Consider the following 18,525-nt stretch of genomic DNA (forward strand, 5'->3'; position numbering starts at 1 on the left):
TGGATGCGTTTTTTGTTTTTGGAGGTGCCCTTGTCTCGTCTAAAAAGCCGAGACAAGGTCGGGCTATGCGCTGCAATCTTTTATTCCATTGCATTCCATAAAAGGATTTTCACTACTATCCCTCACCCAAAAGAAAATCCGTTTCCAGTTCCATTTTGTTTAGAAAAAGGTAGTGGATATGTACTTCAATACAAGCTGCTTTTTTTACCTTTATAAAAACAAATCATCATGAAAGTAACCTTAATTCAATCGGCTTTAGTTTGGGAAAATCCAGTGGCTAATCGCGAACATTTTGAACAAAAAATCAATGCTATTCCTCAGGATGTAGATTTGATTGTGCTTCCTGAAATGTTTACGAGTGGTTTTACAATGAATGCCATACCTGTTGCTGAAACCATGCAAGGAGAAACGATTGTTTGGTTACAAGGTTTGTCGAAAGCCAGAAAATGTGCCATTACAGGAAGCTCGGTCATACAGGAAAACGGGAATTTTTACAATCGATTGGTCTTCGTATTTCCATCAGGTGAAATTCAATTTTATGATAAAAGGCATTTATTTACCTTAGCTGGAGAAGACAAAGTCTATACCAGTGGAAACCAAAAAATAGTGATTGACTACTTGGGTTGGAGAATTTGCCCGTTAATTTGCTACGATTTGCGTTTTCCCGCTTTTTCCAGAAATTTCGAGGATTACGACTTATTAATTTATGTGGCAAGTTGGCCAAAAATAAGAACCAATGCATGGGATGCTTTGCTAAAGGCCCGTGCGATAGAAAACATGAGTTATACGATTGGTGTTAATAGAGTAGGGACGGATGCAAATGGTTATGAATACATAGGACACTCGCAAGCGATCGATTTTCTAGGGAATTATGTTATGGAACCTGTTACAGCCGAAGGTAATTTTTCGGTGCTAGTTGACAAAGAAATTATGTTAGCAACTAGACACAAACTAGGGTTCCTAAACGATAGAGATGATTTTGAAATAAATAGATAGGTACTTCTAGTTTTTCTTTTCGGTTTTCTTTTTTGGTTCGGGAATATAGGGAAGGCTTAAATCGAATATCTGATTTACATCCCAATTAGCACGAACATCAATTTCTTTTGAAAAATAAAGGACCTCCTCAGCCTGTCGTTTCTCAAGGTAATTACCAGTGTCCCATTCTTTATTTTTATTGGTATCATAAACAATACGCAGGGTGTACAGCGCAGGTTCAATTAAATTAAAATCTATCGTGGTGTTGTTTTCTGTGTATTCCGAGTTTAGGACGTCTCCTTTGAGGTTAGTAAGTTCGATAATAAGCGGAAATTGTTTGACATTTTGTAGCGTTACGGTTAGGTTGCCGTAATCGGAAGTGGTTTTGGTTGCTATTTTGTAGTTTAAGGTGTCATTTGTCTTTTCGAAAAAATCAGTTAACGCTCCCGGTAAAATTTCAAAAGTGTAATTTTCAGAAGGTTCTTTTTTAAAATCAATATAGAGTTTCTGATTAAACTCATCGTACTCTGTCGTAAATGGCACCGTAGTTTTTGAATTATTAATTAGCTTCATTTTAGAATTTTCGAAACGAATTAAAGGCGTATTACTTTCTAAGGTAAAGCGTTCTCTGAATTTTAAAGTATTGGTTTGCAAAGCGATAATACTCAGTGTGTCCTTCTTTTGGTCTTTTATTTTAAAATTGAAGTTAGCTTGGTAATTTTCTTTGGCTGCAGCCAAGGTTAGCGAATCTACTTTAATGGGCTTGTACCATATTTGTAGGGAATCTTTTTTGGGGAATTTAGTAATGACCGTCGATAGGATTTCAGTGTTGTTTTTCAGGATTATTTTGGGTTTAGAAATACCTGAATTTATTTTGCCTTCATATCCAAGTAATAATCGGTTTCCAGAAGCTTGAATGGGTTTAAAAGTTTTGAAAGGAAGTGTTTCCTTGAATACTTCTAATTCGTACACCGTATCGTTAGGAATCGTGATGAAGTCCTTGCTAAATCCAATTTTATCTGTTTTTGGGTTGTATTTGTTGTTGCTATTATAGTCTTTCATGGCTACAAGAAGATACTTTCCAGCTTTTAAATTTTCAAGGCGAAACGTTTTTAAGCTATCCAAGGTATTTGTTACATACCTAGGTACATCCTTGTAAACTATAGAATCTTTAAAACTATCATTTACTTCGTATAGCATTACTGATACAAAGGATTCTACTTCTCTATCGAAAGCGCTTTTGATGCTGCCTCCAAGGCTTAAAGAGTCAATAAATGCGCCAGTAGAAAACACATATTTGAATTGACTGTATGGGTTTCCTTCATTATTATCAGCGATACTTTGGCCAAAATTAAAGCTATAGGTCGTGTTGGGTTGCAGGGTGTCTTTTATTTTTATCGAAATCGTTTTGCTTGCGGTTGTTGGAAGAATTAAGGGTTCGTTTTTCATTGGTGGTGAAATAATCAATTGCTTGCTCAGGTTTTTCAATTTAACATTTTCATCAAATATTAATTTAATTTCATTGCCTTTAAAGTTAGTACTGAAGTTTTCTGGAAAACTCATTTTCAATACCGGAGCAATAGTGTCTTTCAGCCCGCCGGTTATTGAGCCTCTTTTGGCGCAACCTACAACTATTAAAAGCAATAACAAGAAAGCGTATTTTAAATTGTTTTTCAACATATCAAATCAAAATTAGAATATACAAAATAACAATTATAATTAATGTGATTGCTGTTTTTTATAAAATTATTATGAAGGATTTTGCGCAACTTACCGCATAAGCCTGTTGTTTTATATAGATAATGTTTAAATTTACAGCATTAAACATTCAGAACTATAAATTGTAGTGGATTTGCATTTTTTAAACTTAAAGTGCCAAAACGTTCAAAACATAAATAATGAGAAAAATAGAACACATAGGGATTGCGGTCAAGGATTTAGAAGTGTCTAATTTAGTATTTGAAAAACTCTTTGGTGCTCCTGCCTATAAGTTTGAAGCAGTTGAAAGTGAAGGTGTAACCACTTCTTTCTTCAGGAATGGGCCTAATAAAATTGAGCTTTTGGCTGCAACCACGCCTGAAAGTCCGATCGCTAAATTTTTAGAGAAAAAAGGAGAAGGAATTCATCACATTGCATTTGATGTTGAGGACATTACCGCAGAGATTGCCCGCTTGAAAGAAGAGGGATTTGTTGTCCTTAATGACGTTCCTAAAAAAGGAGCTGATAACAAGTTAGTTGCGTTTTTACATCCTAAAAGCACTAACGGAGTCTTGATAGAATTGTGTCAAGAAATAAAATAATTTCAGATATTTAGAACGAGTAGTATTCTAATTTTCAGGTGTTTTGTGTAAATTAAATAGTTTTACGAAAAGAATAAGTAAATCTATTTCTAAAAATATTTGGAGCAAACCAAAAATAGTAGTAATATTGCAAACTCTAAACCGGTCCTATAGCTCAGCTGGTTAGAGCACCTGACTCATAATCAGGTGGTCCCTGGTTCGAGCCCAGGTGGGACCACAATAAAAAAAATCTTTCAATTTTTTGAAAGATTTTTTTTGTTTATAACAACTTTAAGTATGTTTTTTGTCTAAAAATGTTCTTTTCTCGAGTGCGATGTTGTTTTTGTTAAAACTAAGTGCTTATTTTACAAAAAATTATAGCTTTCTGAAAATTACACGTTAAGAATGATTTTTTTATTTTATAAATTTTATGAAATTTTTTAAGAGCGTTTTTTTTATTTTAATGATTTTAGTGCTAAGTATTTTTAATGCATTTGCTAGCGGTCCCAATCCACCTAGCCCCGTGGGAAGGAGGAGGCCGCCTCCACCTCCTGGGTTAGCTATTGATGAGAATATTTATACAATGATGTTGATTGCTTTACTTTTTGGAATTTACATCATTTATAGTTTTAAAATAAAACAAAAAACTCCAATGTAAAATTGGAGTTTTTTTGGTAATATGTGTTTTTTATTTGTTAGCGTACAATCGGGAAACGTATTTACCGATAACGTCAAATTCAAGGTTTATTTTTGTGCCTACTTCAAAGTTTTTGAAATTAGTGTGTTCGTAAGTATAAGGGATAATAGCTACACTGAATTGATTTTTCTTAGAGTTTATAACAGTTAAACTAACCCCATTTACGGTTATTGAACCTTTTTCTATTGTTATGTTGTGCAGGTTTTCGTCGTATTCAAAGGTATAAAGCCAGCTTCCATTCGTTTCGGTTGCTGATGTGCAAGTTCCAATTTGATCAACGTGGCCTTGAACAATATGTCCGTCAAGTCGGTCGCCTAGTTTCATGGCTCTTTCCAGATTGATCAGGTCTCCTGTTTTCCAATTTATTAAGTTTGTTTTTTTTATGGTTTCATCAATCGCAGTTACAGAGTAGGTGGTGTCTGTTAGGGCAATAACCGTAAGGCACACGCCATTGTGAGCGACACTTTGATCAATTTTTAGCTCAGCTGTTATGGATGAATTAATGGTGATCTGCAGATTGGTGTTCTCTTTTTTTATTTCTTGGATGGTTCCAAGGGTTTCTATGATTCCTGTAAACATTTCTTGTTTTATTTTACTAAATTTGCACTTCAAAATTAGCAATAAATAACGGTATGTCATGATGAAAAAAGCAGAAAATATAATCGTAGGAATTTCTATAGGAGATTTAAACGGTATTGGAAGCGAAGTTGTTTTAAAAACATTTGAGGATTCTCGTATGTTAGAGTTGTGTACGCCTGTAATTTTTGCCAATGTTAAACTGATGTCCTTTGTGAAAAAAAGTTTTCAATCGACTTCTGTGCTGCATGGTATTGATAAACTTGATCAAATTATTCCGGGAAAAATTAATGTTTTAAATCTGTGGAAAGAAGGATTGGATTTGAATCTAGGCAAAAGCGACCCAAAAGCAGGAGAGTACGCTATAAAATCATTTGTTGCTGCAACAAAAGCTTTGAAGGAAGGACTTGTTGATGTGTTAGTAACGGCGCCGATAAATAAATACAATATCCAATCAGACGAATTTAAGTTTCCAGGACATACGGATTATTTGAATCAAGAACTAGAAGGGAATGCCCTTATGTTGATGGTTCAGGATACGTTGAGGGTAGGATTGTTGACGGATCATATTCCTTTAAATGAAGTGGCTTCTCATCTTACAGAGGAATTGATTAAGAAAAAGATTGAAACCGTTAAGCAGTCATTAATCCAGGATTTTAGTATAAATAAACCTAAAATCGCAGTGTTGGGACTAAATCCTCATTGTGGTGATGGTGGTGTTATTGGTACAGAGGATGATTTGATATTAAAACCTGCTTTGAAAAAAATATTTGATAAAGGAACTTTAGTTTTTGGACCTTTTGCGGCAGATGGTTTTTTTGGTAGTAACCAATACGAAAAATACGATGCCGTACTAGCAACGTACCACGATCAAGGGTTGATTCCTTTTAAGACATTGTCTTTTGGTAAAGGGGTAAATTATACTGCTGGTTTAAGTAAGGTTAGAACGTCGCCGGATCACGGTACGGCCTATGATATAGCGGGTAAGGGTATAGCGGATTTTAACTCCTTTAAAGAGGCGGTATATCTAGCTATAGATATTTACCATTCGCGAAATCAATATGCCGAAATCAGTAAAAAACCACTGAAAACAAAAGAAAAGCAGTTGTGAACAAAAAAAAGTGAATAACATTATTAGATTTGCAATAATTTTATATCTTTGCACTCCCGAAGTTTAGGGGCAAATTGTTGTTGAAATGAAGAACACAAAAGAATATTTAATTCCTTTCATAGGATTAAAGCTAGGGAAACATCATTTTGAATATCAAATCAGTAATGCGTTCTTTGAAATCTTTGATTATAATGAATATCAAGATTCAAATATCAAAGTAAATGTAGTTTTAGAGAAAAAAAGTACGCTATTAGAATTGAGTTTTAAACATAAGGGTGTTGTAAATGTACCTTGTGATCTCACAAGCGAAGATTTTGATTTGCCTGTTAAAGGTGGAATGAAGTTAATCGTTCGTTTTGGAGAAGAATTTAACAATGAAAATGAGGAGTTGTTGATTCTGCCACATGGAGAATTTGAGATGGATATTGCGCAATATATTTATGAAATGATTGTATTGTCAGTCCCTCTAAGACGCGTTCATCCAGGCGTAAAAGACGGGAGTTTAAAAACGGAAGCCTTGACGAAACTCAATGAGCTTATCGTAAAGGAAGAAAAAGAAGAAAATAAAGAAGAAGAAAATATAGACCCACGTTGGGACAAATTAAAGCAACTATTAACGGATAAATAATATAGTAAAATGGCGCATCCTAAGAGAAAAATCTCCAAAACAAGAAGAGATAAAAGAAGAACACATTACAAAGCAACTGTAGCACAAATCGCTACTTGTCCTATCACTGGAGAAGCGCATTTATACCACAGAGCGTATTGGCATGAAGGTAAAATGTACTACAGAGGGCAAGTTGTTATAGATAAATCTGTAGCTGTTGCTTAATACATTTTGGAAATGATATTCGAACTCTCACATCGTGAGAGTTTTTTTGTTGTTTGTAATTTTCGTTAAATAAGAAGTTCCAAATCGAAGAGAATGGAATTTTTTTTGTAATTTTCAAGTCTTTTAAAAAATTTCAAATGGCAACATTTGACTAGAAATAAATGCATACAATGAATACAATCACAGCCGCAATAACCGCTGTTGGAGCCTATGTTCCTGACTTTGTACTAACGAACAAAGCTCTTGAAGCTATGGTTGATACCAATGACGAGTGGATTACCTCTCGCACAGGAATAAAAGAAAGAAGGATTCTCAAAGATGAGGATAAAGGAACTTCTTTTTTGGCTGTAAAAGCGGCACAAGATTTATTGGCTAAAGCTAATATTGATCCTTTGGAAATAGATTTATTGATAATGGCAACTGCAACACCAGATATGCCAGTAGCAGCAACGGGCGTATATGTTGCCACTCAAATTGGAGCTACAAATGCATTTGCTTATGATTTGCAGGCAGCCTGTTCCAGCTTCTTATTTGGTATGTCCACAGCAGCAGCTTACATAGAATCAGGAAGATACAAAAAAGTACTAGTAATAGGCGCAGATAAAATGTCCTCTATCGTAGATTATACGGATCGGTCGACCTGCATTATTTTTGGTGATGGCGCCGGTGCAGTATTATTTGAACCTAATTATGAAGGATTAGGACTGCAAGACGAATACCTGCGTAGTGATGGAATAGGAAGAGATTTTTTGAAAATTGATGCCGGTGGTTCTCTTAATCCAACGACTATTCAAACGGTTAAAGATAATAAACACAATATTATCCAAGATGGAAAAACGGTTTTTAAGTATGCGGTTACTAATATGGCAGATTCAAGTGAATTAATTCTTAAAAGAAATAATTTGACAAATGAAGATGTAGATTGGTTGGTTCCTCATCAGGCCAATAAACGTATTATAGATGCTACGGCCAACAGAATGAATCTCGAAGATGCTAAGGTGCTAATGAACATAGATAAATACGGGAACACCACTTCGGCTACTTTGCCACTAGTGCTAAATGATTTTGAACATTTATTCAAAAAAGGCGATGTCATAATTTTGGCTGCTTTTGGAGGTGGATTCACTTGGGGATCTATTTATCTAAAATGGGCATACGACAAAAAATAAATTTAAACTAAAAACAAATAATTATGGATTTAAAAGAAATTCAAAATCTAATCAAGTTTGTAGCAAATTCAGGGGTTGCAGAAGTTAAGTTAGAGATGGATGATGTCAAAATCACCATCAGAACAACTTTGGAAGGAAATGTAACAGAGACCACGTATGTACAACAAATGCCTGCTCAAGTTGCGCCTCAGCAAGTAGCAGCTGCACCACAGATGGCGCCTGTAGCCGCTGTTCCTGAAGCTCCTGTAGTTGAAAACTCGCATTATATCACTATAAAATCTCCAATCATTGGAACTTTTTATAGAAAACCATCTCCTGATAAGCCAATGTTTGTGGAAGTAGGTAAAACTATTTCTAAAGGGGACGTTCTTTGTGTAATCGAAGCAATGAAATTATTTAACGAAATCGAATCTGAAATTTCTGGTAAAATTGTAAAAATTTTAGTGGATGATATGTCACCAGTTGAATTTGACCAACCATTATTCCTAGTAGATCCATCATAATATCTTTAAATTCCAATAGCCAAAATTTCAGTTCTAAATTGAATTTTGGCTATTGGAATTTTAAATTTAAAATATAAAATAAGATGTTTAAAAAAATATTAATTGCAAATAGAGGGGAAATTGCGCTTCGCGTAATTAGAACGTGCAAGGAGATGGGTATTAAAACGGTAGCTGTTTATTCTACTGCTGATGCTGAAAGTTTACATGTAAAGTTTGCTGACGAAGCAGTTTGTATTGGGCCGCCTCCAAGCAACTTGTCCTATTTGAAGATGTCAAACATAATTGCAGCTGCCGAAATTACAAATGCAGATGCAATACATCCAGGGTATGGATTCCTTTCTGAAAATTCGAAGTTTTCTAAAATTTGTCAGGAACATGGTATCAAATTCATTGGAGCTTCTCCTGAAATGATTGATAGAATGGGAGATAAAGCGTCTGCAAAATCGACGATGATTGAAGCAGGTGTTCCTTGTGTACCTGGTTCAGTGGGGATTTTAGAATCGTACGACCAGGCCTTGCAATTATCAAGAGATTTTGGTTATCCAGTAATGCTTAAAGCTACCGCTGGTGGTGGTGGCAAAGGAATGCGTGCCGTTTGGAAAGAGGAGGATTTATTGAAAGCTTGGGAAAGTGCACGTCAAGAATCTGCAGCTGCTTTTGGTAACGACGGAATGTATTTGGAAAAATTAATTGAAGAGCCTCGTCACATTGAAATTCAGGTAATTGGCGATTCTTATGGAAAAGCATGTCACCTTTCTGAGAGAGACTGTTCCGTACAAAGACGGCACCAAAAATTGACGGAAGAAACACCTTCGCCATTTATGACCGATAAATTGCGGACTGAAATGGGTGCTGCGGCAGTCAAAGCAGCAGAATACATTAAGTATGAAGGAGCAGGAACTGTAGAGTTCTTAGTAGATAAACATCGTAATTTCTACTTTATGGAGATGAATACGCGTATTCAAGTAGAGCATCCTATTACAGAACAAGTTATTGATTATGATCTAATTCGTGAACAAATTCTTGTTGCTGCTGGCGTAGCGATATCAGGAAAGAATTATCTACCGCAATTGCATGCTATAGAATGTCGTATCAATGCGGAAGATCCTTATAATGATTTTCGTCCATCTCCAGGGAAAATCACTACGCTTCACATGCCAGGAGGACACGGTGTTCGTTTAGATACGCACGTGTATTCAGGATATACCATCCCTCCTAATTATGATTCTATGATTGCTAAATTGATTACAACTGCGCAAACGCGCGAAGAAGCAATTAGTAAAATGAGAAGAGCCTTAGATGAATTTGTTATCGAGGGTATTAAAACAACTATTCCTTTTCACAGACAGTTAATGGATGATCCGCGTTATATTGCGGGTGATTATACAACCGCATTTATGGATACTTTCAAAATGAATGATCCAGAATAAAAATACTAGACTGTCTCGTCCTGAATAATCGATACAGATTATCAGACAAGAATAATTAATTAAACACTTGCAAGAACGTTCTTGCAAGTGTTTTTTGTTTTGTAGGTTCGCATTATTATTATATTCTGTTGATGCATTTGGTTTGGTGTTAGCATATAATTAGAGCAATGAGGCCTTTTTTCATTGTCCATGTTTCAAAGATAAAAATAAGAGTAGGCTTTAAAGTTAAGATATTCAAAAAAGTGGGATCTGTGCAAAAAAAAACCGCACTAGAAAGTGCGGTTTGAAGTTATCGTAAAAGAGGTGTTACAAGGTCTCTTTCAGCCATTTGAAAAATTCACCTTGCCAAACTTGAGCATTTTGCGGTTTTAACACCCAGTGATTTTCTTCTGGAAAATACAAAAATCGGCTTTTTAAGCCACGCAGCTGAGCCGCTTGGAACGCTTCTTGTCCTTGTCCTATTGGCACCCGAAAATCTTTGCCACCTTGAATAATTAAAATAGGCTTATTCCACTTTTCTACTAAAGTCATTGGGTTGAACGTGGTGTAGGTTTTCTGCGCCGCCGCATTGTCTTTCTCCCAATACGCGCCACCAAAATCCCAATTACTAAAGAAAACTTCTTCGGTTGTCCCAAACATACTTTGGATGTTAAATACACCATCATGAGCAATAAAGGTTTTGAAGCGGTTGTTGTGGATTCCGGCTAGGTAGAAAACAGAATATCCACCATAGCTAGCGCCAATACAGCCCAAACGGCTTGTATCCACATATTTTTCTTTCGCCACCGCATCAATTGCTGAGAGGTAATCATCCATAACTTGTCCGCCCCAATCTTTACTAATCTGTTCGTTCCATTCCACACCATGACCTGGCATTCCGCGACGGTTTGGAGCTACAACAATATATCCATTAGCGGCCATCAATTGTAAATTCCATCGGTAGGAATAAAATTGTGTTAAGGCAGATTGTGGTCCACCTTGACAATATAAAAGGGTTGGATATTTTTTTGTAGCATCAAAATTTGGCGGAAGAACCACCCAAACCAACATTTTTTTACCATCGGTTGTCGTTACATAGCGTTTTTCGGTTTTGCTTAACGCCAAAGAATTGTACGTTGCTGTATTGACATTAGATAGTTGTTTCCAAGAATTTTTCTTTAGATTATAAGAAAAAATTTCTGCAGCATGATTCATGTCGGTTCTTGTTACGATGATGTTATCGCCGGAAAAACCAATTAAATCATTGACGTCAAACGCGCCATTAGAGATTTGTCTAACGGTACTGGCTCCCGAAGCTTCGGGATTGGTTAGGCTTGGAAAATTAACTTCAAATAGCTGTTTTGTACCATCGATTGGTGCCACAAAATATATTTTATTTCCATCTTTACTCCAAATGAAACTGTCTACCGTTCCGTCCCAAGTAGCCGTCAGGTTCATTTGTAATCCTCGAAAACGTACCATTAGATCGTTTTTGTCCGCTTCGAAACCGTCGCGTTTCATTTGCAACCAAGTCAAATTTCCTGTGGAAGAAAATTGTGGTGCGGTATCGTATCCTAGATTTTCTTCGGTTCTATTGGTGGTTTTTCCTGTTTGTAAATTGTATTCGTAGATATTGGTGTTTGTAGAAATCGCATAATCCGTTCCTGTTTTTTTCTTGCTTATGTAAAGGATACTTTTACTGTCTGGTGACCAAATATAATCTTCATCTCCACCAAAAGGTTTTTGTGGACTGTCAAAATTTTCGCCTTTTAGAATGTCAATTCCCACAGCGCCTTCTTTGTTTTCTTTGTAAAAAACATGATTGAATTTCCCTTCATTCCAAGTGTCCCAATGGCGGTAATTCAATCCGTCATAGATTTTAACATCTGATTTTTCCAGTTCCGGATAGAAGTCTTTTCCTAAAACTTTTTCCAGTTTCACCTCTTCATTGTAAACCAAGTATTTCCCGTCAGGTGAAGTATTTTTATCCTTGAGTAGGTCTTTAGTATCTTTTACTTCGGTTGGGTTTCCTCCAATTACGGGTAAAGTGTAAAATTTAGTTTCCGATGTATTTGCCGCAACAGAAGGGGTGGTTACTTTATAAACTACATTTTTGCCATCCTTAGAAATGCCTAAAGGAGTCACTCTTCCTAGTTTCCAAAGCAGTTCTGAGGTCATTACATTTTGTGCCATAGCGGTTAAACTCATCATTAATAAGGGTATAAATAGTATTTTTTTCATTTTAATAATTGATTTTTTACGAGCGATAAAATTAGCCAATTTAATCTGATGTTGTGTCGGTTTTAACACTTGCTTTTTAGCCCCGATAGCAGTGGAAATCCTTTTATTTTTTTTCTTTAAAAAATAAAAGATTGCAACGGATAGCGGGATTAGCTCCAAAAAATTATTATTTTTATAAAAAATATTCAACCATGGATTTGAGTTATTGGGAGTTAAAAAACTGGTTTACTGATGTAGACTATACTATTGTAGGAAGCGGTATTGTGGGCTTGCATGCTGCATTACGCTTGCGCGAAAGATTCCCGGACAGCAAAATCCTAGTCTTGGAAAAAGGAATGTTGCCACAAGGTGCGAGTACTAAAAATGCCGGATTCGCTTGTTTTGGAAGTCTGTCGGAAATTATGGATGACTTAAAATCCCATTCGGAGGAGGAAGTGTTGAATCTGGTTCAGAAACGATGGAAAGGTTTGCAATTGCTGCGAAAAAGGCTTGGTGATGACACTATAGATTTTAAGCCGTATGGCGGATATGAGTTATTTTTAAGAGACAATACAAGCAACTACGATGATTGTCTTCGAAAATTACCCTTTATCAATGAAATTTTAAGACCCCTTTTCAAAGCGGCTGTTTTTGCTAAGGAAATCGATCGTTTTGGGTTTAACGGAGTACAAGAATATTTAGTTTTCAATCCTTTTGAAGCGCAGATTGATACTGGAAATATGATGCAGGCGTTGTTAAAAGCAGCAGTTGCTGAAAATATCTTAATTTTAAATCAGCAAACAGTTACCTCCTATGTAGACAAAGGCAATCGTGTTGAAGTAGCGCTGGGTGATTTTAGTTACATTTCCAAGAAAATATTTTTTGCGACGAATGGCTTTGCAAATGAATTAACTAATGGTGCAGTTAAGCCAGCAAGAGCGCAGGTTTTGATTACAGAGCCCATTAAGAATTTAGATGTACGTGGAACATTTCATTTGGATCGAGGGTATTATTATTTTAGAAATATTGGGGATCGGATTTTATTGGGTGGAGGAAGAAACCTAGACTTTGAGACGGAAAACACGACCGCATTTGGACAAACAGAAATCGTCCAAAAAAAATTGGAACAGTTATTAAAAGAAGTAATTTTGCCGAATCAGGATTTTCAAATTGCACACCGTTGGAGCGGAATCATGGGTATTGGCAACAGTAAAAACCCCATTGTTTTACAAGTATCTGATACGGTATATTGTGGTGTGCGATTGGGCGGAATGGGCGTGGCAATAGGTAGTTTAATTGGAACAGAATTAGCAGATTTAGTATAATGGCAACAAAAATAATAGCAAAAAAAGCAAGACAACCCGTTAAAAAAGACACTACTTCTTTTATGAGCAAACTAACCCGTTTTTTATTCAAAGTCTTGTTATGGTTCTTTGGACTTTCTTTGTTTTTCGTGGTGTTTTTTAAATTTGTTCCAGTTCTATTTACACCATTAATGGTGATTCGGGCAATCGAAAATAAGGTTGCTGGAAAAGAAGTTTTTTTTAGCCACGACTGGGAACCAATTGACAATATTTCCATGAACCTTCAAAAAGCAGTAATCGCCAGTGAAGATGGGACTTTCTTGAAACACAATGGCTTTGATTTTGTTGCAATGCAAAAAGCGTACAAAAGCAACGAACGAGGGCGAAGAATAAAGGGAGGAAGTACCATATCGCAGCAAACCGCTAAGAATGTATTTCTTTGGCAAGGCCGAAGCTATTTGAGAAAAGGTCTTGAAGCCTATTTCACTGTTTTGATTGAAATCATTTGGGGTAAAGAGCGCATTATGGAGGTGTATTTAAACAGTATCGAAATGGGAAATGGCGTGTATGGAGCGCAAGCGGCTGCAGAACATTGGTATCGTAAAGGAGCCACCAGTCTTACTCCGATGCAAGCAGCAGGAATTGCGTCGATTTTACCCAATCCACGAAAATATTCGGCGACTAGTTCTTCCTCCTACATCAACCGACGAAAAGATAAAATTGTTCGTGTAATGCGTCAAGTTGGTAAAATTGAATATTAAAACACATCAAAAAATCAGATTGGACTGCTATTTATAGCAACTGCTTTGGCTATTAAACAAGAAGAAAAGGTGTCGTAATACATAGTAATTTTTGCACTTTATTTTATAGCGCTCCTTCTTATGGAATTGGTCAAGATTCTTTTATGATTTTATGTAAATATTTTTTTCTAAACAGAAAGGCTATTCACGCGGAGCTTTTTTTTGGTTAGAAATAGAGTGATGAGACTACAGACGGTAGCAATTGTCAGTTCATTTAGCAAAATACAAGTTACTATAGTTTAATAATCCTTTTGAGAAGTATCAAATGCCAATAGCAAACATACCCGAAATTTATAGTCAAGAGAAGGAAGTTAGCGGGGATCTATTGGTTTATGATTTTAAAATGACTAATGATGTTGTAAAAAGCAAGGTCAATTTAAGTATGAACATGTTTAGCTTTTTGCAGGTGGGTAAAAAACAGGTTCACTTTGCGGATACGTCAATTGCTGTAAACAGTAAACAGTCTTTGCTTCTTAAAAAAGGAAATTGGCTTTGGACCGAATTATTGGACACGGAAGCTATTTATTATTGCAAGCTCTTCTTTTTTTCGGAGGAAAAGCTGCTTGAATTTCTACAAAAACACACTAAAAGTGGTTCTCCTCATAGAGACGAAATTCCTTATTTCGTAATTGAAAATGATGACTACATCATAACATTCTTAAATTCACTATCAGTTTTAAATACGGCGCCCTCTGATTATACGGAACGGTTGCTTCTCGTAAAATTTGAAGAAATCATGCTGTATCTTTTATCTAAATATGAACAAAAATTTGAATTCTATTTGTATTCATTAATTTCAAAAGAGGTTTCTCCCTTTAAAAAAGTGGTGGAAAGCAATGTGCATTCGAACCTAAAACTGGAAGAAATCGCTTTTTTGTGCAACATGAGTTTGTCTACTTTTAAACGTCATTTTACATTAGAATACAATGAGGCGCCAGGGAAATGGTTGCAAGACAAGCGCTTGCAAAGAGCAAAAGACTTGTTGCAAGAAGGCCTGCTAAAACCCTCTGATATTTATGTAGAGGTAGGCTATAATAATCTTTCCAACTTTAGTATCGCCTTTAAAAACAAATTCGGAATTAGTCCAAAGGAAATTTATTGAAACGGATTTAATTTTTAATTATCTATAAAACAATTAATTATATAGTTTTTGTTTAACGTATTATAATTTTAAAATAAAAACTGAGCTTTTTTCATAAGTTTTTGAACCGTATCAATAACCTGTTACGTTTACCTCCACCGTACATTTGTAGTGTAATTAAAACAAAGCGTTTTTAAAAAAAATAATTACACCTTGATAATTTAAATAATAAAAAATGGCAAATGTAACTAAACCTGTTTTCAAAGAAAGATACAATAATTTTATTGACGGTAAATTTGTTGCTCCAGTTAAAGGGCAATATTTTGACAACCCTTCTCCAGTTGATGGGAAAGTGTTTACTCAAGCTGCTCGTTCTACTCAAGAAGATATTGACCTTGCATTGGATGCAGCGCACAAAGCGTTCCCATCTTGGAGTACAACTTCAGTAACAGAACGTAGCAATATGTTGTTGAAAATTGCGCAAGTAATGGAAGATAACCTAGAATACTTAGCGACTTTAGAAACGATTGATAATGGTAAACCAATCCGTGAATCACGTGCGGCTGATATCCCTTACTGTATTGATCACTTTCGTTATTTCGCAGGTGTGCTCCGTGCAGATGAAGGAAGTGTTTCAGAGCATGATAAAAATACCTTAAGCATTGTTTTGCATGAGCCTATTGGCGTTGTAGGTGAAATTATTCCTTGGAATTTTCCAATGTTAATGTTGGCTTGGAAAATTGCTCCCGCTTTAGCAGCAGGTTGTACGGCAGTTGTGAAACCAGCGGAACAAACCCCTACAAGTGTAATGATGTTGATGGAATTGATAGGTGATATTTTGCCTGCAGGAGTTTTAAACATTGTAACTGGTTTTGGTTCAGAAGCGGGTCAAGCTTTAGCAACTTCAAAACGTATTGCTAAACTTTCATTTACTGGCTCTACTGAAACAGGCCGTAAAGTATACCATAACGCAGCCGAAAATATTATTCCGGTAACTATGGAATTAGGGGGGAAATCTCCAAATATTTTCTTTCCATCTGTAGCTGCTCAAGATGATAAATTCTTTAGCAAAGCAATAGAAGGTGCGTTAATGTTTGCACTGAACCAAGGAGAAATTTGCACTACTCCCTCCCGTATTTTAGTTCACGAAAGTATTGCTGATCTTTTCATCGAAAGAATGCAAGCGCGTTTAAAACTAATAAAAGCAGGAAATCCACTAGATCCAGAAACAATGATTGGATCTCAAGTTTCAAAAGCACAATGTGATAAAATCGTCAACTATATCAATATTGGTAAAGAAGAAGGTGCAGTTGTATTAGCTGGAGGAGAAGCGGGTAATTATGAAGGCGATCTTGCTGGAGGATACTATGTTCAACCAACAGTTTTAAAAGGAACAAACAATATGCGTGTCTTCCAAGAAGAAATTTTTGGACCAGTTGTCGCTTTGACAACATTTAAAACTACTGAAGAGGCAATTGCAATCGCAAACGACACTCCTTACGGCTTAGGTGCTGGTGTTTGGTCACGTGACGCTCACGAATTATTCCAGGTTCCACGTGCTATTCAGGCGGGTAGAGTTTGGGTAAACCAATACAATACGTATCCTGCGCACGCTCCTTTTGGTGGGGTTAAAGAATCCGGATTTGGTCGTGAAAACCACAAAATGGCTTTAGATCATTACCGTGTTGTGAAAAACATGTTAATCTCTTACGATAAAGAGCCCGTTGGATTCTTTTAAGTAAAGGCACTGTTTACTGCACAAACAAAAAGGCTGTCTCTATTTATTCTGAGACAGCCTTTTTTGATTTATTTGATAAAAATAGCTCTATCAAAGTGCTGCTCATGCAGAGGTGCTTAAGTCATTAACTTAAATTAAAAAACCGTAAATCTTTAATAATTAGATTTACGGTTTTATATTGTGGAGAATACCGGATTCGAACCGGTCACCTCTTGCCTGCCAGGCAAGCACTCTAGCCAAATGAGCTAATCCCCCATACGTGAACGCAAATATAACATATAAATTTCCCAAAATGCAAATTTCAAAAATACAAATCCATTCTGTATGAAAAAAAGTCAAATCCTCCGTTACTTTTTCTAACTTTACATCAAAATCCCCAGCATGGTATCAGAAAACCCAATAGGCTCGCTCTTCACAACATTCGATAATAAAATTGCAACGGTAACTTTTGGTCATCCTGCGAGTAATTCTTTTCCAAGAGAATTACTGGACAGACTCACGGCCGAGTTTCATAATTTAAGTGCTAACCCAACTATTGCAGTCATTGTGATTCAAAGTGAAGGGACAGGAGCTTTTTGTGCGGGTGCCTCCTTTGAGGAACTTTTGGCAGTTTCTAACGAAGTCGAGGGAACCCAATTTTTCTCTGGATTTGCCCATTTAATCAATGCTATGCGGTCTTGTTCTAAACTTATTGTTGGCCGAATTCATGGAAAGGCCGTAGGTGGCGGCGTAGGAATTGCTTGTGCTTGCGATTATACTTTGGCTACAAAAAACGCTTCGATAAAACTGTCGGAATTAGCAATTGGTATTGGTCCCTTTGTCATAGAACCCGTAGTCTCACGAAAAATTGGAAAGACAGCAATGTCCGAAATGACTTTGGCAGCAGAAGAATGGAAATCAGCTGATTGGGCCGTTGCCAAAGGATTATACGCTAGTACTTTTGAGTCTATTGAGGCTCTTGATATTGCAATCACTAATTTCAGCGCAAAGTTGTCTAGTTATAACCCTGATGCCTTAAATGAAATGAAGAACGTTTTATGGGATGGAACCCAAAATTGGGAAGCACTTTTGGTTGAACGCGCTGCAATTTCTGGAAGACTAGTGTTGTCTGATTTTACTAAAAAAGCATTATCGCAATTCAAAAAATAATTCATCATGACAATTCTAACGCTTGTTCAACAAGTAAATATTGAAGAAAAATTAAAAAACGCTACAGACAATAGTTACCAAATTGGTATTATTATTGGGTCTTTTATTCCTTTTGTTGTTTTAATTGGTCTAGCATATTGGATGTATACTAGTGCAAAAAAAAGAGACAAAGAACTTTAATTATTTACTAAATTTGCATCAAAATTAAACTCTAATGAGCAATATCAGAATTACAAAACAATTTAGTTTCGAAACTGGACATGCCTTATATGGTTATGACGGGAAATGTAAAAATGTTCACGGGCATAGTTATAAATTATCAGTAACCGTAATTGGATCTCCAATAACAGATCGTTCCAATGTAAAATATGGAATGGTAATAGACTTCACGGATTTAAAGAAGATTGTAAAAGAAGAAATTGTAGATCAATTTGACCATGCCACTGTATTTAATGGCACCACGCCACATATCGAATTGGCAAATGAATTAATAACGCGCGGGCATCACGTTATTTTAGTAGATTACCAGCCTACTAGTGAAAACATGGTTATTGATTTTGCACAACGAATTTCGAATCGTCTGCCAGAAGGAATCGCTCTATTTTCCTTGAAATTACAAGAAACGGAATCCTCTTTTGCAGAATGGTTTGCGAGCGATAACCTCAAATCTATACTGTAATTT

18 protein-coding genes and 2 tRNA genes are annotated in these 18,525 nt (G+C 36.1%); 16 read left to right on the top strand and 4 right to left on the bottom strand.

Features of this window, described 5'->3' with window-relative positions; all coding sequences use genetic code 11:
* Nucleotides 1–228: 228 nt before the first annotated feature.
* Entirely contained in the window at nt 229–996 is a 768-nt protein-coding gene (locus tag BUA03_RS03325) for an amidohydrolase (RefSeq protein ID WP_066075372.1), read from the top strand.
* A gap of 6 nt (nt 997–1,002) precedes the next feature.
* On the opposite strand, the gene BUA03_RS03330 is transcribed toward BUA03_RS03325, so the two are convergent.
* Nucleotides 1,003–2,655, bottom strand: coding sequence for an Ig-like domain-containing domain (locus tag BUA03_RS03330; RefSeq protein ID WP_066075369.1), 1,653 nt, complete (start codon nt 2,653–2,655; stop codon nt 1,003–1,005).
* A 218-nt stretch (nt 2,656–2,873) separates the two neighbouring features.
* Between BUA03_RS03330 and mce the strand changes: the two genes are divergently transcribed.
* Nucleotides 2,874–3,275, top strand: a complete 402-nt coding sequence (gene mce / locus BUA03_RS03335) for a methylmalonyl-CoA epimerase (RefSeq protein WP_066075367.1) — start codon at nt 2,874–2,876, stop codon at nt 3,273–3,275.
* Nucleotides 3,276–3,418: 143 nt separating this feature from the next.
* Nucleotides 3,419–3,492 (top strand) — tRNA-Ile (locus BUA03_RS03340).
* 450 nt (nt 3,493–3,942) lie between these two features.
* Here the strand turns inward: BUA03_RS03340 and BUA03_RS03350 are convergent.
* On the bottom strand, nt 3,943–4,530 hold the full coding sequence (locus BUA03_RS03350) for a riboflavin synthase (RefSeq protein WP_066076005.1): 588 nt from the start codon (nt 4,528–4,530) through the stop codon (nt 3,943–3,945).
* Between the two features lie 58 nt (nt 4,531–4,588).
* Here BUA03_RS03350 and pdxA point away from each other — a divergent pair, with 58 nt between their 5' ends.
* From pdxA to accC, 6 genes are all read left to right on the top strand, one after another.
* Nucleotides 4,589–5,638: a 4-hydroxythreonine-4-phosphate dehydrogenase PdxA gene (gene pdxA, locus BUA03_RS03355; RefSeq protein WP_066075362.1), complete on the top strand. Its 1,050-nt coding sequence runs from the start codon at nt 4,589–4,591 to the stop codon at nt 5,636–5,638.
* Nucleotides 5,639–5,723: 85 nt separating this feature from the next.
* Nucleotides 5,724–6,266, top strand: a complete 543-nt coding sequence (locus BUA03_RS03360; protein WP_066075360.1) for a YceD family protein — start codon at nt 5,724–5,726, stop codon at nt 6,264–6,266.
* A 9-nt stretch (nt 6,267–6,275) separates the two neighbouring features.
* Nucleotides 6,276–6,470 carry a 50S ribosomal protein L32 gene (rpmF, locus tag BUA03_RS03365; RefSeq protein ID WP_007137315.1) on the top strand — a complete coding sequence of 65 codons (195 nt, stop codon included), beginning with the start codon at nt 6,276–6,278 and terminating at the stop codon, nt 6,468–6,470.
* Between the two features lie 170 nt (nt 6,471–6,640).
* Nucleotides 6,641–7,639 carry a beta-ketoacyl-ACP synthase III gene (locus tag BUA03_RS03370; protein ID WP_066075357.1) on the top strand — a complete coding sequence of 333 codons (999 nt, stop codon included), beginning with the start codon at nt 6,641–6,643 and terminating at the stop codon, nt 7,637–7,639.
* Between the two features lie 23 nt (nt 7,640–7,662).
* Nucleotides 7,663–8,142: an acetyl-CoA carboxylase biotin carboxyl carrier protein gene (accB, locus tag BUA03_RS03375; RefSeq protein WP_066075354.1), complete on the top strand. Its 480-nt coding sequence runs from the start codon at nt 7,663–7,665 to the stop codon at nt 8,140–8,142.
* Between the two features lie 83 nt (nt 8,143–8,225).
* Nucleotides 8,226–9,572, top strand: coding sequence for an acetyl-CoA carboxylase biotin carboxylase subunit (accC, locus tag BUA03_RS03380; protein WP_066075352.1), 1,347 nt, complete (start codon nt 8,226–8,228; stop codon nt 9,570–9,572).
* A gap of 306 nt (nt 9,573–9,878) precedes the next feature.
* Here the strand turns inward: accC and BUA03_RS03385 are convergent, their stop codons facing one another.
* On the bottom strand, nt 9,879–11,792 hold the full coding sequence (locus BUA03_RS03385) for a S9 family peptidase (protein ID WP_066076002.1): 1,914 nt from the start codon (nt 11,790–11,792) through the stop codon (nt 9,879–9,881).
* Nucleotides 11,793–11,983: 191 nt separating this feature from the next.
* On the opposite strand from BUA03_RS03385, the gene BUA03_RS03390 reads away from it, so the two are divergent.
* The 4 genes from BUA03_RS03390 (at nt 11,984) to BUA03_RS03405 (ending at nt 16,694) form a co-directional block, all read left to right on the top strand.
* A complete protein-coding gene (locus tag BUA03_RS03390; protein ID WP_066075999.1) occupies nt 11,984–13,096 on the top strand; it encodes an NAD(P)/FAD-dependent oxidoreductase in 1,113 nt (370 codons plus the stop codon).
* The gene (mtgA, locus tag BUA03_RS03395; protein WP_066075350.1) at nt 13,096–13,836 is read left to right on the top strand and encodes a monofunctional biosynthetic peptidoglycan transglycosylase; all 741 of its coding nucleotides are present in this window, start codon (nt 13,096–13,098) and stop codon (nt 13,834–13,836) included. Before BUA03_RS03390 ends, mtgA begins: the two co-directional genes overlap by 1 nt.
* Nucleotides 13,837–14,140: 304 nt before the next feature.
* Entirely contained in the window at nt 14,141–14,977 is an 837-nt protein-coding gene (locus tag BUA03_RS03400; RefSeq protein ID WP_066075348.1) for a helix-turn-helix domain-containing protein, read from the top strand.
* 214 nt (nt 14,978–15,191) lie between these two features.
* Nucleotides 15,192–16,694, top strand: a complete 1,503-nt coding sequence (locus BUA03_RS03405) for an aldehyde dehydrogenase family protein (protein WP_066075346.1) — start codon at nt 15,192–15,194, stop codon at nt 16,692–16,694.
* 181 nt (nt 16,695–16,875) lie between these two features.
* Here BUA03_RS03405 and BUA03_RS03410 read toward each other — a convergent pair.
* Nucleotides 16,876–16,949, bottom strand: a tRNA-Ala gene (locus tag BUA03_RS03410).
* 126 nt (nt 16,950–17,075) lie between these two features.
* Between BUA03_RS03410 and BUA03_RS03415 the strand changes: the two genes are divergently transcribed.
* From BUA03_RS03415 to BUA03_RS03420, 3 genes are read left to right on the top strand one after another with little or no spacing between them, the layout of a single operon-like run.
* Nucleotides 17,076–17,843: an enoyl-CoA hydratase/isomerase family protein gene (locus BUA03_RS03415; protein WP_066075344.1), complete on the top strand. Its 768-nt coding sequence runs from the start codon at nt 17,076–17,078 to the stop codon at nt 17,841–17,843.
* 6 nt (nt 17,844–17,849) lie between these two features.
* The gene (locus tag BUA03_RS16615) at nt 17,850–18,023 is read left to right on the top strand and encodes a hypothetical protein (RefSeq protein ID WP_169807426.1); all 174 of its coding nucleotides are present in this window, start codon (nt 17,850–17,852) and stop codon (nt 18,021–18,023) included.
* Nucleotides 18,024–18,057: 34 nt separating this feature from the next.
* On the top strand, nt 18,058–18,522 hold the full coding sequence (locus BUA03_RS03420; RefSeq protein WP_066075342.1) for a 6-pyruvoyl trahydropterin synthase family protein: 465 nt from the start codon (nt 18,058–18,060) through the stop codon (nt 18,520–18,522).
* Nucleotides 18,523–18,525 lie beyond the last annotated feature (3 nt).

It is taken from the genome of Flavobacterium fryxellicola, from assembly GCF_900143245.1.
Classification (GTDB): Bacteria; Bacteroidota; Bacteroidia; order Flavobacteriales; family Flavobacteriaceae; genus Flavobacterium; species Flavobacterium fryxellicola.